This window comes from Pseudomonas sp. 5Vm1k, from assembly GCF_056161485.1.
Genome location: NZ_JBSPCZ010000029.1, coordinates 47,128 through 64,483, shown reverse-complemented (window position 1 = coordinate 64,483; position 17,356 = coordinate 47,128). Strand labels below are relative to the sequence as shown.

Sequence of the window (17,356 nt, the reverse complement as noted above, 5' to 3'; positions counted from 1 at the left end):
GCAACCGACTCGCTATGTCTGGAACGCCAAAGGCGAAGATATCTTGAACAAAATCCAGCGCGCCCGTGAGGCAATGGGCTCATAGGCTAATGGGTAAATTATTTAGAGAACAGCACACTAGCGGCATTTTCACACAGCTTGGGTTAGTTGCTGACCTTCGCCTAGTCGTTGAGCTGCCAGGATTTTCCTAAGCGAGTCGTGACCAATTGTATGGTCAGCAAATAGTAATAGCGCGTCGATTCAGTGTGCTGGTTTAGGTGGTGATTCAAAAACCACGCAAGGTGTTTTCTCTGCCAAGTCCATGGATTGTCGCGTTGCCAGCGTTCAGCGATAGCTGTTTGGATAGCCTTCGCCTGACGCAGGTGGCGTTGGCGGGTGGTGTGCGATCCGGTCAGGACTCCAGCCAGGAACAGTTCCATATCGAATACCTTACTCATGCTGGGCCCCCGATGTAAGCCGAAACTACGTCGATACGACCGTGCCCCAGTTCATAGCTGATTTGTGCTCGGGCCTCCTGATTTAGGTGTCGGTTAAGCTGATCGCAATGGCCACCGTTGATGGGCGCAGGATGATGGGTGATTTGCTCGTAGCGTTCGCATGCATAGGCCGCCCGCAACTCGTGGAAACCTTTGAGGTGGTGCTTATTGAGGATGTTTCGTGAGGGGCGGACGATTCTCTGTTGGAAATCGAGGTAGCTTTCGTGCGGTGCAAGTAGGTTGCGGCTACCGTCGGGCGAGACCTGATCGGCAAACCTCAGCACATCACGAATATGATCATCTACCGTAATCCAACGAGGAGCTGACGCACCCGAGCGGCCACCTTTGGTGCCGTCCTGAATGTTGATCTTGCCGTATTGTTCGGCCTCACGCTTTAGGCGCGGAAGGTCGGCTAAAATGGCCTCACGTAGACGCATGCCGGTGGCTCGCGCTAACTGAGCGATGGCCGCGGCACGCGGCTGCTGGTGTGCGCAAAGCACCTCTACGATCCGCTTCACGTGTTCGCGGTCTTGGCCTTGCGGCACTGAGCGACGAACACTGGCCCGCTGCATTCCCAACGCCTTGCTTGGGCTCGGTACTTTCACGGACTGATCACCGCGAAGCGCGGCCATGGTTCGGTTCACGCTGGACACTCGGTTTTGCGCGGTGGCGATGCCTATAGCGCTTTGTTCAACTTGCTGACGCAGATATCTGGCGTAGTCCAGCAAGGTCTGCCGATCAATTTGTCGTGCATCGTTAAATCCTGGTCCATCCTCAGATCGACACCACCGAACAAACGCCTGCCAGCGATCACTGTGCGCTTTGACCGTCCCGTAATGCCCGCCGCCAAACAGATCTTTCAGCGCTTGCGGCCCGGCATAGCTTAGTTGCCGGCCATAGCCAAAATTGCGTCCATCTCGCCTGCCCATCAGTGCCATGATCGAACTCCTCTCGAAGCCAAAACTTTAAAACTTTCCCCACGTCATCCCGCCAAGAATGTTGAGTGTTATCAGGGATCAAGGCCCCTGCGACCTGTGAGGGTTGTCCACTAACGCGGGGCTGGCGGCTCCTTACGACCGGGAGCTTGGGCACCTCATGATCTGGCCTCCTGAACACCGATAGAGGTGGGCGGGTGGAGGCTACACTGGCTGACGAAACTAGCGCCGCGAGATCCTGAGTCGGATGAAGGCAGGGATGCGATGACCGGGGCATGCCTGACTGTCAGTCAGGTGCAGTCCATTCCGTGGGCTGCGGCACCATCATCTGCATCGCTGTTGCTGGTGACTTCGGTGTTTGTCACGCCGATTGTCACGAGGGGGAATGCCGCAAAGCCTTGTACGAGTTGGGCTGCAGCAGCGGTAGGAGCGCCCGTCTCTTTCTGGGAGAAAGAGACGGGCGCAGGTTGGCGCACGGGAATGGCCAAGCGGATAGGTTGCTGCAGGGCAGCTATGAAAGGGGATGAGTTGCCGCAGTGGGCACACTGGAAAAAGTAGGCATCCATCACATCGCAGTGACCGTGCGAGCCGCCGGACGCTAATCGCACTTTGGGAGAACCACCACCGTGTGGCGTAGCCTTAAAGGTTCTGGCTACCTGGGTTGCTGTCGGCGACAGCGCTTTGCCCGATCTTTTCTACGCCTGTGGATAATTCGGGTCAAGACTCCAATTTTCGGGAGTTCTGCGGCTGTGGATGAAATTATCCACCGGTGGAAATCAGTGGTTTTCCACAGACAGCTGTATGGGCTTTAGATTTTTTAAATGAGGTCCATCCAAGCAGGGCGGCTTTGCAGCCCCGCTTGGATGGACCCGCGTGGAAGGGCGGACTGCGGTGATCTCATTGGCTTACCCACGTTTGGATGCGCCACGGCTATTTTGTAGGGCGGTGATGTTGTTGCCGACTGGGTGAGCGAATTCGTGAGGCGTTACATGGCCGCTGCGATTGGCATCAATGTAGTTGCTCCACCACGCCATGATCAGCCGGCGCTGCTCCAGAAATTCAGCTTTGTGGATATACGCGGCGCGCACGCGGTTGCGTTCCTTATGACTCATTTGCCGTTCGATGGCTGCGTCGGTCCATAACCCGGACTCCAGCAGGGCGCTACAGGCCATGGTCCTAAAGCCGTGGCCGCACACGTCCTTGCTGGTGTCATAGCCGACGTTGCGGAGCATGGTGTTCACTGTGTTCTCGGACATGGGCTTCCAGTACTTGTGGTCGCCCGGTAGCACCAACTCTGAAAAGCGACTGAAGCTGCGCAGGCGCTCCAGTATTTCGATGACCTGCGGCGATAACGGAACCATTTGAATGTCGCCGTTCATCTTGGTCCCGCGTGTGGAGTTGCGTACCCCTTCAATCGGTGCGCGAGTATCGGGGATTTCCCACATGGCGCGTTGGAGGTCGAACTCACTCCATCGAGCGAAGCGCAGCTCGCTGGAGCGGACGAATACATGCAACGTCAACAGGACGGCGAGGCGCGTCAGTTCGCGGCCGTTGTAGTTGTCGATACGGTGCAGCAGTTCGGGTAGGCGGTTGAGGGAGAGGGCCGGGCGATGGACTGTGCGCGGCGCGTGAATCGAGCCTGCCAGATCGAGGGCAGGATTCATGGTGATCTGCCGAGCCCTTTTGGCCCCGCGCATGATGGTGGATAAGTAGTTCTGTACCCTTAACGCCACATCCATGGTGCCGCGTTCCTTGATGCGCTGGGTGATCTCTAGCAGGTCGTGGGTATTGAGTTCGGCGATGGGGCGTTGGCCGATCAGCGGGAAGACGTGGGTGCGCAGTCGGCTCATCACGGTTTTTGCGTGTCCTTCGGTCCAGCGACGGGACATGTCGGCGTGCCACTCCAGAGCAACGGTTTCGAAAAGCAGTGCCGCCCGTTGGGCTACGATCTTGGCCTTCTTCTTTTCTTCCATTGGGTCGAGGTTGTCGAGCAGCAACGCCTTGGCTTCGTCTCGCTTACGTCGTGCGACGGAAAGGGTAACGATGGGGTAATTGCCGATGATGAGCGTACCTTCCTTGCCGTTGGGCTTGGTGTACTTCAAGCGCCAGGTCTTCACGCCATTGGGTTTGACGAAAAGGTACATGCCTCCGCCGTCGAACAGTTTGTAGGCGCGTTCGCGGGTTTTGGCGGTGCGGCATTGCAGGTCGCTGAGGGGGATCGCAAGACGTGGCATAGGGGTACGCGCTCCTGACCGGGAAATCGCAGTACCCCTAACATACCCTTGGGGAAGGGGGATTTTGTTGGATCCCGACAGAGGGTCCTGGAACGAAAAAACCCGCCAAATGGCGGGTTTTCGGGGCTTCCAGAGCATTCGGTGGAATGCAATGGAGCCTAATGTGGTGCCGGCACCAGGAGTCGAACCCGGGACCTACTGATTACAAGTCAGTTGCTCTACCAACTGAGCTATACCGGCGTGTTAGGGCGACGATTATAGCGATTGGGTTGGTTCTGTAAACCCCTGAATTCAGACTATTTTTACTCGACCCTCAGGTTACCCGCGAACCAGCGCTTTTCTGAGTTTCTGAAGGGTGCGCCAGCCTCGGCTATTTTGCATCGCACGCAGCTGCGCTTCCGCCAGTTCTGCCCGTTGTAGGGCGATGGCGAGTTGCTGTTCGGTGGCGCTGACGGGGTGGCTGAGCGCATGCCCCTGGCACAGTTGAAAGTTGTCGAGGTTGCACGGTGGGATGTCGAAGGCGGGTTTGAGGTTCAGGTGTTCGTTGGCCAGGAACCAGGTGTTGATGCCGTCGAACAGGACGGCCTCGTAGCCGGCGTCGGTGACGAGGTGTTCCCACGTGTGGTCGCGGGCCCATGGGGTTTCGATGAGGATGATCCAGGGGCGCCAGGTGGCGAAGTTCATGCCGCGCAGGACGGTTTCTTCGTGGCCTTCGACGTCGATTTTCAGGAAGTGGATGGGGCGATCTTGAGCGTATTGCTCGCAGATGGAGGTGAGGGTGCGGGCTTTGACGGTTTGGCGCTGGATGTCCATGCCCAGGGCTGTGCGTTCCTGGGCGGTGGCCGGGTCGACGGTGGAGAGGCCGGTGCCGGGGATGCCATAGAGGGTGAGTTCGTCGGCGCTGTCACTGGCTACGCATTGCAGGTTGGTGTCGTTGGGGCGTTGTTGGCACAGGGCGTCGTAGTAGGTTTGCATCGGCTCGACGTTGATGCCGCTCCAGCCACGGTCGTAGAAGGCTTTGGTGACGGAGTCGTGGGTGGGGTCGTTGGCACCGACGTCGATGTAGAAGCCGTTTTCGAACTGTTTGAGGACACGCCACAGGCGGATGTCTTCGAAATTCTGTGCGTAAGAAATGAAGGTCACTGTGGCTTCCTGTCAGTTATTCGTGGTCGCGCTAGTGGCGTCCTTGGCTTCTTGTATAACAAGGGCGATTGCCGGGCGCAATTTTCCGTCCAAGGCGTCCGGGATTCGGCGGTTATGTCCTTTTGATTGAATGCTTATGCACAATTGGGCGTCCTCCAAGCTTAATCAACGCCGCTTTTGTGGACTCGTTCTCATTTGTTCGCAAATCCCTGTTTTTAGGGTTTTTTATTTGTGTGTACGAAAAATGAACAGTTGTGTTTCAGTCACGAAACAGCGCATTTATTGGATCCATGAGAATTTCATCAACAGAGTTATCCACAGGCTGGGACTGTTTAAGTGCGTTCGGCCAGGAGCAGTAAGTTGCGCGGTGTGAGCGGGGTTTCACAGAAGGTGCCAAGACGAACGGTATAACCCTGCTCGATCAGGAAAAGTGCCCGATCCAGTACCAACCACAGCTCCAATGGGCGTCGGAAAAGGCCACGCAGCAGCTCCAGATTGCGCACTTCAGCCAGTCGCTGCCAACCGGCCGCTTCAAGCGCCGGCCAATCCTGCGGGCCGATTGTGGATAAGTCCTTCAGTGCGGCCAAATGATGGCAGTAGTCGGCGAAGGGTTTATCCAGCCAGGCGCTGGGCAGGGAGGGCGTTGGCAGGTATTCGTCGATGCCCCGCAGTTGCCGTTGCAGCAGGTCGAAGCCAAGGCGTCGAGCCATGGACGTGTCGCGCTGACGGCGGACTCGAGCGCCCGCGGTGACGGTTTCGCTCATCGGTAATGCGAGATCTTCGAGGGACAGCTGTAGGCCGGATCGCGAACCTTCCGAGGAAAGCGCCTCATAGGTTGCCCGACTGATCCGGTTGTAGCAGCAAGGCGCAACGGCCATTTGTTTGCAACCGACGGCGCTGGCGAGCTGGATCAACCGTACATGCAGGTCACCGCAGGCGTGCAGCGCGACCGGGGTGTGATCAGCGCTTAATAAAGCAGAAGTGCCCGGCGCGAGTACATCTTGCTCAACATGCAACGCATGCAAATGGTGATGCTGGCTGAGTACCTGGCCGCTCAACACCAAAGAAGGGTCGTATTCCAAACAGGTCAGTTGTTGCCCGGTTTGCAACAGACGTCGGCCCAAGTGCCCTTTGCCCGAACACCAATCCAGCCAATGCTTCGGCGCTTCAGCAAACCGTAGGCGACTGGCAAACGCCTCGATCTGCTGCCACTTGCGCCCCGGCACATCGACGTTCAGCCGATGTCCTGCCGCTTCAAGGGCATGAGCTGGCAACTCACCCACCGAACTCAGCTCAAGGGACAACGCCGCCAATGAAGCAAACGGCTCCGGCGCATCCAGCAAGCAAGGTTGGTTATGGCTGTTTTCCGCATCCTCCAGCGACCGCCCACGTAGCCATAAAGATAACGACGGGTAGGACGCTTCCCAGGGAAGTTGCAGATGAGTAAACGGTCGAGGCTTCCACAGCGCCTGATGCTCAATCAGAAAAGCATCCAGCGCGGTGAAACGGGCGAGTAGGGCCTCGCCCGTCAGCACGTAGGAAGAATCAACGCCCTTGGCAGGCATCGACGCGCAACCAGCGCTCCAGCAGCTTGAAGCCGCGAACCAGCACGTAAGCCATCAATAGATAGAACATGCCCGCCGCGAAGAAGATCTCCACCGGCAGGTAGGTGCGAGCAATGATGGTACGGGCCATGCCGGTCAGTTCCAGCAAAGTCACGGTGCTGGCCAGGGCGCTGGCCTTGAGCATCAGGATCACTTCGTTGCTGTAGGCCGGCAGGCCGATACGCGCAGCACGGGGCAGGATGATATAGAACAGCGCTTTGGGCCGGGACATGCCCAGCGCCCGCGCCGCTTCAATCTCGCCCGGTGGAATCGCCTGGATCGCGCCACGCAGGATCTCGGCTATATAAGCCGCCGTGTGCAAGGTCATGGTCGCCGTGGCGCACCAGAACGGATCGCGCAGGTAGGGCCACATCGAGCTGTTACGCACCGCATCGAACTGCGCCAGGCCGTAATAGACGAGGAACAGTTGAACCAGCAAAGGCGTGCCACGGAAAAAGAAGATGTACGCGTAGGGCAATGACCGCACGTACCAGCGTCGCGACGAGCGCGCGATGCCCAGCGGAATCGCCAGCAGCAAACCGGCGATCACAGCAATGGCCACCAGTTCCAGGGTCAATGTTGCGCCTTGGGCCAGTTTTGGCAGCCACTTGATGATGACTTCCCAGTTCATGAGGCGCTCCTCGCAAAGCCGCGAGCGGCGCGTCGTTCCAGAAAGTACATGCCGGTCATGGCCAGGATGGTCAGGCCCAGGTACATGAACGCCGCCACCATAAAGAAGGTGAATGGCTGTTTGGACACGGTCACGCCGATTTGCGCGTGACGCATGATTTCTTCCAGGCCGATCACCGACACCAGCGCGGTGTCTTTCATCAGGATCATGAACAGGTTGCCCAGGCCCGGCAGGGCGATGCGCCACATCTGCGGCATGATCAGTCGGGTGAAGATGCGAAATTTCGACAGGCCCAGGGCCACGCCGGCTTCACGGTGACCTTTGGGGATCGCCAGAATCGCGCCGCGAAACACTTCAGTGGCGTAGGCGCCGAAGCACAGGCCCAGCGCGATTACGCCCGCGGCGAAGGCGCTGAGTGAGAGATCGGGATTGCCGAAAAACTCGCCCAGGGCACGCATCAAATTGACGGTGCCGAAGTAGATCAACAGCACCCAGAGCAATTCCGGGATGCCGCGAACCAGCGTCGAATAAGTGCCGCCCAGCCATTGCAACGGCTTGTGCGGGGAAGTCTTGGCCAAGGCGCCGAGCAGACCGAGTACCAGCCCCAGGCACAAGGCCGAGAGTGCCAGTTTCACAGTCATCAGCGCGCCAGCGGCGAGCGCCGGGCCGAATCCGTAGAGGTCGATAATCATGGATTTCTTTTCAATCGCGGCAGGCAATGCCAAGGACTGGCGCCGTCAGCGAACGGCGCCGGTCAGGCAGGTCAGAATCAATAGATGCTGAACGGGAAGTACTTGTCGTTGATCTTCTTGTAGGTGCCGTCTTCAACGATTTCTTTCAGGGCGAGGTTCAGCTTCGCGCGCAGAGGGTCGCCTAGACGTACAGCGATACCGATCTTGTCGCTTTCTTCCACTGGGTCGCCCTTGAATTCGTAAGGGCGGCCGGCGTCGCTTTTCAGCCACTCGTAGTTGACGTACTTGTCGGCCAGGATGCCGTCAAGACGACCGGAAGTCAGGTCGAGATAGGCATTTTCCTGGGTGTCGTAGAGTTTTGTTTCAACGCCTTCCATGTGGTCTTCCATCCAGGTACCGGCGAGGGTCGCACGTTGTGCGCCGATCACTTTGCCTTTCAGGGAGTCCTTGTCGGTTTTGAAGTCGACGTCTTTCTTGGCGATGAATTGCAGTTTGTTGGAGTAGTACGGGTCGGTGAAGTCCACTGCTTGCTTACGCTCGTCAGTGATCGACATCGAGGAAATCAGGAAGTCGAACTTCTTGGCGTTCAGGGCCGGAATGATGCCATCCCAGTCGGACGTAACCACGGTGCAATCGACTTTCATCTTGGCGCACAGGGCGTCGCCGATTTCTTTGTCGAAGCCGACGACATTGCCACTGGCATCTTTGTTGTTGAACGGCGGGTAGGCCGCTTCGATGCCCATCTTCAAGGTCTCGGCGACGGCACCGGCGCTAAACGCCAGGGTGACGGCAGCCGCCAGGAAGATTCTTTTGTAGTTCTGCATGCGGGTAGCTCCGTTAGCGGTTGCTGGACATGAATTGTTTGCAGCGCGCCGAAAGCGGGTTGTCGAACACCTGCTGTGGCGATCCTTGTTCTTCTACCAGGCCCTGGTGGAGGAACACCACTTCGCTGGACACCTGACGGGCAAAACCCATTTCGTGGGTAACCAGCAACATGGTGCGGCCTTCTTCGGCCAGTGCGCGGATGACATTAAGTACTTCCTGGACCATTTCCGGGTCAAGGGCAGAAGTCGGTTCGTCGAACAGGATCACCTTGGGCTGCATCGCCAACGTGCGGGCAATCGCCGCCCGTTGTTGCTGGCCGCCGGACAGTTGCGCCGGGTAGGCGTGACGCTTGTCAGCGATGCCGACCTTGGCCAGCAAGGCTTCGGCGACTTCGATGGCTTCGGCTTTACTCTGGCCGAGTACCCGACGCGGGGCTTCGATGATGTTGTCGAGCACGCTCATGTGCGGCCACAGATTAAAGTTTTGAAACACAAAACCGATCTCGCTGCGCAGGCGATTGATCTGTTTGCCGTCGGCGGCAACCAGTTCGCCGTTCTTCGCGGCTTTGAGTTTGAGTTCTTCGCCGGCTACCAGGATTTGTCCCTGGTGCGGGTTTTCCAGCAGGTTGATGCAGCGCAGGAACGTGGACTTGCCGGAACCGGAGGAACCCAGGATCGAGATCACATCGCCGTCGCGGGCGGTCAGCGAGATGCCTTTGAGCACCTCAAGCTGTCCGTAGCGTTTGTGCAAGTTGCGGATTTCAAGCGCGGGCGTGGCCTCAGCCATGTGCGTTCCTCATAGTGTTTCGCTCCTGCTGTTGGCGGCCTTCCTGGCGAGGCGGCCAAGCTAGCATAGCGTTCGAATGGCAGCCAACAGCGCTACGGGCGGTAAACGGATGGCATGTGGCAGGTTGTCGCATCGGTACAGCAGTCTGTCGCGCTGCTATCAACCGAACAGCCGTTTGAAGCAGTTGCCCGGCGGGTGTCACGTAAAAAAAGGCGCGATGTTGCCAGCTTTGGCGGGGTGTTGGAAGCGCTAACCGGCCAAACGTTCCTGATCTGCACTTTTATTGTGCATCCCGCATTTTTTCAGTGTGTTTCTGGTGCGCTGATTCGTTCTACAAGTGGGTCGCTGGGTAACGCTCTGGCGAATTGCCATTAATCTCAATGACTTGCGATGACTGCCCGGTCAGGCGGAGAGCCGCGGTTCTGGGGAGTCTGTAACATTTTGGCGCAATTATTGCGTGCAGAATACGGAACGCCCCGTTGGATTCTTTTTACGAGAAAGAAATGCCAGACGCGGTGGACTGAATCGCTTTCTTTGCAAAGGTAGTTTCAATGAGCAGCACCCAAAGCTCTAATGGCCTCGAACAGGGGCTCAAACCGCGTCATGTGACCATGTTATCGATCGCCGGGGTTATCGGCGCCGGGCTGTTCGTCGGCTCGGGTCATGCCATTGCCGCTGCCGGTCCAGCCGTGCTGCTGGCCTACGCCGCCGCCGGCGCTTTGGTCGTGCTAGTGATGCGCATGCTCGGCGAAATGGCCGTTGCCTCGCCGGACACTGGCTCCTTCTCGACATACGCCGATCGCGCGATTGGTCACTGGGCCGGTTTCACCATCGGCTGGTTGTACTGGTGGTTCTGGGTGTTGGTGATTCCGCTGGAGGCCAACGCCGCCGCGACCATCCTGCACGCCTGGTTCCCGAACGTGGCGATCTGGGCGTTCACCCTGGTCATCACATTGCTGCTGACGGTGACCAACCTGTTCAGCGTGAAGAACTACGGTGAGTTCGAATTCTGGTTCGCCCTGGTTAAAGTCATCGCGATCATTGGCTTTATTGGCCTCGGCATCATGGCGATTTTCGGCTTCCTGCCGAACAGCCAGGTCAGCGGCGTTTCGCATCTGTTCGATACCCAAGGCTTCCTGCCAAACGGCATGGGCGCAGTGTTGGGCGCGATCCTGACCACCATGTTCTCCTTCATGGGCACCGAGATCGTGACCATCGCGGCCGCCGAATCGAAGAACCCTGGCCAACAAATCTCCAAGGCCACCAACTCGGTGATCTGGCGGATCGGCTTGTTCTACCTCGTGTCGATCTTCATCGTCGTGGCCCTGGTGCCATGGAATGACCCGGTTCTGGCCGCTGTCGGTTCCTATCAGACCGTGCTTGAACGCATGGGCATCCCGAATGCCAAACTGATCGTCGACATTGTGGTTCTGGTTGCAGTGACCAGCTGCCTGAACTCGGCGCTGTACACCGCTTCGCGGATGATGTTCTCCCTGGGCAAACGCGGTGATGCACCGGCCGTTTCCCAGCGCACCAACAAAAGCGGCACGCCGTACTGGGCTGTGATCCTGTCCACCGCTGCTGCGTTCCTGGCAGTGTTCGCCAACTACGTGGCCCCTGCCGCCGTGTTCGACTTCCTGTTGGCCACCTCCGGCGCCATCGCGCTGCTGGTGTACCTGGTGATCGCGATCTCGCAACTGCGTATGCGTAAGCAGCGCATGGCCCGCGGCGAAAAAATCGCCTTCAGCATGTGGCTGTTCCCGGGCCTGACCTACGCGGTGATCATTTTCATCGTCGCGGCCCTGACCATCATGCTGTTCCAGGAAGCCCACCGCGTGGAAATCCTCGCGACCGGGTTCCTGAGTTTGCTGGTAGTGGCGGTCGGGTTGTTCGTAGCCCGTCGTCGCAAGCAACAGAAGCTTGGTGCGGTGGTGCTGAACTGATTCACACCGGGTAATGCAAAACGGCCGCTGTCAGTGATGACAAGCGGCCGTTTTTGTTTCCACTCGAAGGCGATTACTCGGCCTTTTCTTCCGGCGCATCCAGCGACTCGCGATAGCTGTCGAGCGCGGTGCCAAAGTCGGTGATGAACTGCGGATCGGTCAGCCAGGCCTGGGCGGTATCGCGGTCCATGCCGTCGGCCCACATGCGGTAGTCGATCAGCATGTCGGCAGCCAGGTGGGTGGCGGCCATGGCTTCGTTGTCGGCGTTTTCCATGTCCAGCAGTTCTGGATGGTCGCTGATGATCACGGCGAGGTTCGACAGCAGGGTCAGCAGCATGTCGTTGCGGCCGATGGCTTCGGCGTCGCGCATTTTGCTGAACATCGCCAGGGTGTATTCCGGGATCGGCTCGCCGATTTCACCCAGGTCATCGTCCAGCGCGGCGGGTTTGCGGCCGTGGATGTTGATTTGCTTGGCTTTGATCTTGGCGCGTTTGGCGCGTTTCTGTTGCTTGTTCAGGGAGGCCATGGGAGCTCAGTTCGGTTTCTGTTGGTTTTGGGCTGCGATGCTTTCGGACGCCGCCACGTAGTCAGCCTGGAAGGCCGGGGATTCGATCCACGCGAGGGCGGCGGCTTCGTCGGCTTCGGCGGACCATTGGCGATACTCGATCAGCGCCGCGATGATGAAATCTGTCGCTGTTTCTTCGCCTTCCTGCGTTAGCACCAGACCGAGCAACGGGTGTTCGAGAAAGGCTACGCACATCGCCTGCTGGCTGATCTTTGCCGCATCGATCATCTCTTTGAACAGCTCGGTCAGATCCACCGATTCGAAGTCGATGCGATCATCGTTCGGGTCCAGCTCGACCGGCGCAGCAGCTCGTTGGGTGCGGTTCTGCTTGGCCTTGGCTTTGGCGCGGGTGGCGCGTTTTTGCTGCTTGTTGGCGGAGGCCATGGGCGTCGTTCCGTATTTCGTTGAGAGGGCAGGTCACTCAGCTGCGTGGCACTCGCCGCCCGGGGGTATCGGGGGCCAGTTCGCCGTTCTGCAGCCAGGACAATGCAATGGGCCATAGTGTGGCTTGGTATGGGCTACGAAAAAAGGCGAAATGTCCGACTTCTTCTTCGCCGATGTCTTTCGGCTCGATTCGCAGATGGGTGGTCGTGCTGCCAGTGAAGTAGCCGAGTAGGCGTTCGATGGCCGGGACGGTGCCGTAAGGATCGTCGCTGATGCTGATGGCCAGGGTTTTCGCGCTGACGTTGGCGAACGGCAGCCGGCCGTGTTTTGCGTGGATCACACGACCGCTGGGGCGCTTCTCGTAGCGGTCGGTAGGCGTGCTCCAGTCGCGGACGACACCGGCAGGCGTGTCCTCCAGCCAGCCGAGGCGTTTGCCGGGGAAGTAGCCGCAGATCATCGTAACCAATGGCATCACTACGTGCCATTTGCCGAACATCCGCCAACGATGGGCCGGCGCATAGTCGCGCCAGTAAGCGAACTGCGCACCGACGGTCACCAAGTGCCGGATCAGGTGCCCAGAGGCTCCCAGGCCCGCCGCACAGCCGCCAAAGCTGTGGCCGACCACATCGATGGGCTGGCCGGGGAAATCGCGCTGTGCGCGCTTGAGCATCGCTTCGAAGTCCAATGCGCCCCAATCGGACCAGGTGGCGTCGAGTCCTTTCAGTGATGCCGGCCGTGATTCGCCGATGCCACGGTAGTCGTAGGTGATGACGTCGAAGCCGTTGGCGAACAGGTAGTCGGCGAAGCGCGAGTAGTGTCGGCAGCGGACCGAGGTGGCGGCGTTGATGATGACGACTGGGCGGGAGCTGTCGTGCTGGGCGTGCCGCCAGGTGAAACCGCCGAGGATAAAGCCGTCGGGAGCAGGCTCTTTGAATGAGGCTGCGGCGGTTCCGATGGGCGACTCTGCGGCTTGGGGCGTTGGAGATTGCGCGGATTGGATTTGTTGCCTCATTGGCGCTCCGTTGCTGACCAAGCCATTTTGGTCCGAGGAAGTTTATCTAGAGTTTGTCTAATCTTCGACGTCGGACGCGTTCCTGATTGCCCAGCGACCTTTATGTAAACCACCTGATTTTTCAATGCTTCTATCGCGCGTAGACATCGAATGCAGCAGATTGCGAAATTTGTTTTGCTTCTGTTTGTCGTCTAAAGCGTCTGACAGTTTGTCTAGGATCAGCGTGACCAGCTCAAGTCGTGATGCTGATCCGTATTGCCTTAAGTAATCGAGAACCAAGTCTTTGTAGTAGACATCATTGAATGCCCGGTTGCGAATGTAGTCGCTTTGGTTGCCAGTGCTGCGTGCCACTTGGGCGGCAGCGTAATAGTTCGGTTTACGCCCTTCAATAAGTCCTCGTTTGCGCAGCAATCCAGCATCATTGTCTGTAATTGGCTGTCTTTTTTGAACCTGGTCTAACAGCATTACGGTGCTCAATGGCAGATCCTGGTTTTCCAGCAATAGACGAGTGTAATTCTCGTCTATCACGTGTCCGTAGATCTCCAGTACAACTTTGTCTTCCGCAGACTTGGTGTAGTCAGGCAACGGAAAATAGCGACTGCGTTGGGACAGCGTCATGGCGCAAATACCGAATCCCATGGTGTCGATCATGTTCAGGCTGACCATGGCCTGAGTAAGCCAAGGATTGCGATAACGGCTCGGCGTATGCTCGCCGCTAAAATAGTGTTCAGGTTGCCCCTCAAAGAAACCTCCCGCATTTTCGAATACCAGTCGATCTACCCGCTCGGTGACGATGATGCGTGAACGCAGTTGATAATCCTGGTGGGCAACGCAGTTGTGCAGGGCCTCAAGGATTACGCGAGTGTCGTATTTGCTGACTTCTGTGGCCAACAACTGGTTTTGCGGGAAAAGCTTGTAGTCAAGATTGCGTATTCGATGCAGCACTTGCGTTGTTGCTAGTAGGAAGGGTGGGCCGAAATGCTCATAGGCTTGCTCTTCGCTCGCGAGCTTCCAGGTAATTTGCGCCAACGTTGGCAGGTGATGGCTAGCCTCTCGTTTACCTACCAGCAGTAACGCGGTGTGAGTAATGCAGCCCTGAATTGTCAGTTTTGCCTTGTTCAGAAAAGTCGCAAGATCCCAATTGGGAATGTCCTTGGCGGACGAGGCATTGCGGTGTTTCTCCGAAAACTTTTCTCGTGCAACGAGAAGCGCATGTTCATCCAGGTCATAGAAAGTCGCATCCGATACCTTTTCGGCCGACCAGTCTCGGGTGGCGATTGGCTCATTCAAAATGGCCTCCAGGCGTTCCTGCCGCATCTCGATCAATGCGTCGTCGAGTCGCTGCCACGCCTTGTCGTGTGCATAAATCGGCAATCTGGGCCGATGGCTGGGGATATGGAATACCCAGACGGTCTTGCCTGTATCGCTCGTGGTCAGGCTTTCGACGGCAAACCCTTCTGAGTTCAGATTGGTGCATCTTCCCAACAGCCGCTGGCGAATGTTTTCAGGTGTGTAGTCGTGAAACTGCTGGATTCCGACAATGTTTAAGGACGCGTCTTGCACGCCAATAATCAGATGCCCGCCTGCCATATTGGCAATTGCCGATAGGTAACTTGCGATGTCTGCACCTTTACGGCCGGATACGGCGTGGGTGAGGTTCTTGAATTCCTTCCACTCGCAGGCGGAGGTTTCCTTTGGGTATTTCTCGCGTAAGTAAGTTTGGAGGGCTGACTCGTTCATCGCGCTGCCTGACAGCGGAGGCGCTCTTCAATTGCCGCCCGCTCTCGATCCAGCTCTGCCCGCAATTCCTCTTCGCTCGGCAACACCAGTTTGTACTTGCTGGCGAACAGTTGTTCGTTGCCCTGTAACACCGAGTAGCGCACCACTGACTCGTTTTTTTGCGCGCAAAGAATGATGCCTACGGTCGGTCCGTCTTCGTCGCTACGCTTGAGGTCGTAGTACATGCGCACATACATGTCCATTTGCCCGAAATCCTGATGGGTCAATTCGCCGCGCTTTAGATCGAAGATGACAAAGCATTTGAGCAGGTAGTTGTAGAACACCAGATCGATGTAGAAGTCTCGGCCCTCGGTGCTTATGCGTTGCTGGCGGGCGACAAAGGCAAAACCTTTGCCCAGCTCAAGCAGGAAACCCTGAAGTTGTTCGATGAGTGCTTGTTCAAGTTCGGTTTCCAGAACGAGCCCCGCATTGGGCAGGCCGAGAAACTCCAGCATCACGGGATCCCGGATGAATTCACGGGGGCTTTCGAGCATCGCATGGATGTTGGTAACGGCTTCGGCCATGACGACAGACTTGTCCCGACTTATCAGCAGACGCTCGTAGTAGAGGGTATTGATCTGGCGTTCCAGGGCGCGGCTTGACCAGTTCTGGTTGGCGGCCTCGTCCATGTACCACTTGCGGGCGCTGTCGCTGTCGACTCGCAACAGTCGGCGGTAGTGGGTCCAGCTCAATTCGTGACGCAGTGCGTCACAAATCGGGAATGCCTGGTAGAAAAGACGCATGTAGCGAAGATTGGACGCATCAAAGCCTTTGCCAAATTGCGCAGTCAGATCCTTGGCCAGCGTCGACAGCAACTGCTTGCCATACACCGCGCGCCGAGCCCCTTCCTGCTCGAACTCCACAATATGCCGCCCAATCTGCCAGCAGGTCTGCACTTGCGCCGTATCCACCGCTCGCAACACTTTCTGCCGCGCCTGGCGAATCAGCTCGCCAAGATTGCCAAGTAGTGAGGTGATTTGTGGATCTTGAGTGTTATCGGGTTTGAGGTTGCTCATGAAGTCTTCCGCAGCTGGATGAACTGACGGAAAAGAATGCCAACGACGCACTGCTCAGCGATGCCGGGCGTTGCTGGTAGATCGGAAGGAAATTCCAGATTCGTTTTGCGGGATCAGGCTGACGACACCGGAGTCATTCGGAATACGCCGTGTAGTCCCATTCGCAGTGAGCCCAAGTCCCAATCAATCTAAAACTTGCGCATCCCGCCGGAAATCTAAAAGGAGTAGCAAATGGGTTCTACAGAACCCGGGAGTCGCCATCATGAAACGCGTCCATTCACTCGTATTGCCACTCGCCGCTCTTGGCGTGTTGATGTTCCCAGTCCTGTTGCATGCCGCCAGTCTCGATCCGATCGACAGCTCAGGCGTGCAGGTTCAGCAGCAGCAACAAAACGGAATCACCTACCTGTCCGGTGGCATCGGCGAGGACGAATCCAAAGCCATTCAGCAGGCCAAGGGTTACAACCTGCACATGACGTTCTCTATCGGCGTGGATAACAAATACATTCCCGATGTGGATGTGGTTATCCAGAAGGCCCAAGGGCAAACGGTGCTGACCCTTAGTCAGGCCGGCCCTTTGGTGTACGTTCAGTTGCCCGCTGGCAAGTACACCGTTGTTGCGACGCGCAATGGCGAGGCGAAGCACGACACTACCGATGTCGGAAGCGGCACGGCGCGTAATCTGGTCTTCCACTGGAATGGCGATCAATGAATATATAGGGCGTTTACGGTGATCAAGCTGGGCTAGCGTCGTACGCGTTTGCGCTTCGGCTTGTCCGGCGCCGCCAGCATGACTCTATGCAGCCAGAATGCCCCGGCGCCCAGGGCCAGCAAGCCAAGGGCGCTGACGCTGTGCCAGACAATCAGAAACCAATACATTCGCGGTTGCTGCGCCAGCCTGTAAATCACCACAGGCCCGCGCCGATTCATCGTGCTGATCGAGCCGTGAATCAAACCATCAACGACGGCGTAACCGAGCAGGCCGGCGGAGCAGGCGATCAACAGGTACGCAAGATTCATCAGCCAAAAGGTGATTCGGCTTTCGCGGTACGGCGGCGGATGGGGCAGGGGGATGCGGGTTTTCTTCTGGCTCATGACGTTGGTTACCCTTTTCCGTAAGGGGAGGCAAAAGTACCGTGGATTGGATGGGCAAACCGTGCCTGATTAAATCGCGGGCATAAAAAAACCCTGAATCTTGCGATTCAGGGTTTTCGGTATTTGGTGCCCAGAGACGGAATCGAACCGCCGACACGGGGATTTTCAATCCCCTGCTCTACCGACTGAGCTATCTGGGCAACGGGGCGCATTAAACTGGTTTTTCAGGGGGTCGT

The 17,356-nt window shown here is 57.5% G+C and carries 18 protein-coding genes and 2 tRNA genes; 3 read left to right on the top strand and 17 right to left on the bottom strand.

Annotation, left to right across the window (positions count from 1 at the left end; all coding sequences use genetic code 11):
• Positions 1 to 161 precede the first annotated feature (161 nt).
• The 10 genes from ACWIKB_RS31925 to ACWIKB_RS31880 form a co-directional block, all read right to left on the bottom strand.
• Positions 162 to 437, bottom strand: coding sequence for a hypothetical protein (locus tag ACWIKB_RS31925; protein WP_475271409.1), 276 nt, complete (start codon positions 435 to 437; stop codon positions 162 to 164).
• Positions 434 to 1,414, bottom strand: coding sequence for an integrase domain-containing protein (locus ACWIKB_RS31920; RefSeq protein ID WP_475271408.1), 981 nt, complete (start codon positions 1,412 to 1,414; stop codon positions 434 to 436). The genes ACWIKB_RS31925 and ACWIKB_RS31920 overlap by 4 nt, the downstream gene beginning before the upstream one ends.
• A 902-nt stretch (positions 1,415 to 2,316) precedes the next feature.
• Positions 2,317 to 3,645: a tyrosine-type recombinase/integrase gene (locus ACWIKB_RS31915; protein WP_475271407.1), complete on the bottom strand. Its 1,329-nt coding sequence runs from the start codon at positions 3,643 to 3,645 to the stop codon at positions 2,317 to 2,319.
• A gap of 164 nt (positions 3,646 to 3,809) precedes the next feature.
• A tRNA-Thr gene (locus ACWIKB_RS31910) sits at positions 3,810 to 3,885 on the bottom strand.
• A gap of 78 nt (positions 3,886 to 3,963) precedes the next feature.
• A complete protein-coding gene (locus ACWIKB_RS31905) occupies positions 3,964 to 4,788 on the bottom strand; it encodes an FkbM family methyltransferase (RefSeq protein ID WP_475271406.1) in 825 nt (274 codons plus the stop codon).
• A 332-nt stretch (positions 4,789 to 5,120) separates the two neighbouring features.
• Positions 5,121 to 6,353 carry a methyltransferase gene (locus ACWIKB_RS31900; RefSeq protein WP_475271405.1) on the bottom strand — a complete coding sequence of 411 codons (1,233 nt, stop codon included), beginning with the start codon at positions 6,351 to 6,353 and terminating at the stop codon, positions 5,121 to 5,123.
• Entirely contained in the window at positions 6,334 to 7,023 is a 690-nt protein-coding gene (locus ACWIKB_RS31895; RefSeq protein WP_123511247.1) for an ABC transporter permease, read from the bottom strand. Before ACWIKB_RS31895 ends, ACWIKB_RS31900 begins: the two co-directional genes overlap by 20 nt.
• On the bottom strand, positions 7,020 to 7,715 hold the full coding sequence (locus tag ACWIKB_RS31890; RefSeq protein WP_475271404.1) for an ABC transporter permease: 696 nt from the start codon (positions 7,713 to 7,715) through the stop codon (positions 7,020 to 7,022). Before ACWIKB_RS31890 ends, ACWIKB_RS31895 begins: the two co-directional genes overlap by 4 nt.
• A 77-nt stretch (positions 7,716 to 7,792) precedes the next feature.
• A complete protein-coding gene (locus ACWIKB_RS31885; RefSeq protein WP_475271403.1) occupies positions 7,793 to 8,539 on the bottom strand; it encodes an ABC transporter substrate-binding protein in 747 nt (248 codons plus the stop codon).
• Between the two features lie 13 nt (positions 8,540 to 8,552).
• Positions 8,553 to 9,326: an ABC transporter ATP-binding protein gene (locus tag ACWIKB_RS31880; RefSeq protein WP_027922189.1), complete on the bottom strand. Its 774-nt coding sequence runs from the start codon at positions 9,324 to 9,326 to the stop codon at positions 8,553 to 8,555.
• A 114-nt stretch (positions 9,327 to 9,440) separates the two neighbouring features.
• On the opposite strand from ACWIKB_RS31880, the gene ACWIKB_RS31875 reads away from it, so the two are divergent.
• Together ACWIKB_RS31875 and gabP are read left to right on the top strand one after the other, a co-directional pair.
• Positions 9,441 to 9,701 (top strand): hypothetical protein, encoded by a 261-nt coding sequence (locus ACWIKB_RS31875; protein WP_475271402.1) that lies wholly within the window; start codon positions 9,441 to 9,443, stop codon positions 9,699 to 9,701.
• Positions 9,702 to 9,877: 176 nt separating this feature from the next.
• Entirely contained in the window at positions 9,878 to 11,269 is a 1,392-nt protein-coding gene (gabP, locus tag ACWIKB_RS31870; RefSeq protein ID WP_475271401.1) for a GABA permease, read from the top strand.
• 73 nt (positions 11,270 to 11,342) lie between these two features.
• Here gabP and ACWIKB_RS31865 read toward each other — a convergent pair whose 3' ends face one another.
• The 5 genes from ACWIKB_RS31865 to ACWIKB_RS31845 are packed head-to-tail and all read right to left on the bottom strand — an operon-like array spanning position 11,343 to position 16,025.
• Positions 11,343 to 11,795, bottom strand: coding sequence for a hypothetical protein (locus ACWIKB_RS31865; protein ID WP_475271400.1), 453 nt, complete (start codon positions 11,793 to 11,795; stop codon positions 11,343 to 11,345).
• Between the two features lie 6 nt (positions 11,796 to 11,801).
• Positions 11,802 to 12,218 carry a hypothetical protein gene (locus ACWIKB_RS31860; RefSeq protein WP_475271399.1) on the bottom strand — a complete coding sequence of 139 codons (417 nt, stop codon included), beginning with the start codon at positions 12,216 to 12,218 and terminating at the stop codon, positions 11,802 to 11,804.
• Positions 12,219 to 12,255: 37 nt separating this feature from the next.
• Positions 12,256 to 13,230 carry an alpha/beta hydrolase family protein gene (locus ACWIKB_RS31855; RefSeq protein WP_475271398.1) on the bottom strand — a complete coding sequence of 325 codons (975 nt, stop codon included), beginning with the start codon at positions 13,228 to 13,230 and terminating at the stop codon, positions 12,256 to 12,258.
• Positions 13,231 to 13,287: 57 nt separating this feature from the next.
• Positions 13,288 to 14,970: an RNA-binding domain-containing protein gene (locus ACWIKB_RS31850; protein WP_475271397.1), complete on the bottom strand. Its 1,683-nt coding sequence runs from the start codon at positions 14,968 to 14,970 to the stop codon at positions 13,288 to 13,290.
• Entirely contained in the window at positions 14,967 to 16,025 is a 1,059-nt protein-coding gene (locus tag ACWIKB_RS31845) for a PDDEXK nuclease domain-containing protein (RefSeq protein WP_475271396.1), read from the bottom strand. Before ACWIKB_RS31845 ends, ACWIKB_RS31850 begins: the two co-directional genes overlap by 4 nt.
• Positions 16,026 to 16,287: 262 nt before the next feature.
• Between ACWIKB_RS31845 and ACWIKB_RS31840 the strand changes: the two genes are divergently transcribed.
• Positions 16,288 to 16,737, top strand: coding sequence for a carboxypeptidase regulatory-like domain-containing protein (locus ACWIKB_RS31840; protein WP_475271395.1), 450 nt, complete (start codon positions 16,288 to 16,290; stop codon positions 16,735 to 16,737).
• A gap of 32 nt (positions 16,738 to 16,769) precedes the next feature.
• Here the strand turns inward: ACWIKB_RS31840 and ACWIKB_RS31835 are convergent, their stop codons facing one another.
• Both ACWIKB_RS31835 and ACWIKB_RS31830 read right to left on the bottom strand, forming a co-directional pair.
• Positions 16,770 to 17,120: a hypothetical protein gene (locus ACWIKB_RS31835; RefSeq protein WP_475271394.1), complete on the bottom strand. Its 351-nt coding sequence runs from the start codon at positions 17,118 to 17,120 to the stop codon at positions 16,770 to 16,772.
• A gap of 124 nt (positions 17,121 to 17,244) precedes the next feature.
• Positions 17,245 to 17,320 (bottom strand) — tRNA-Phe (locus ACWIKB_RS31830).
• Between the last annotated feature and the right edge of the window lie 36 nt (positions 17,321 to 17,356).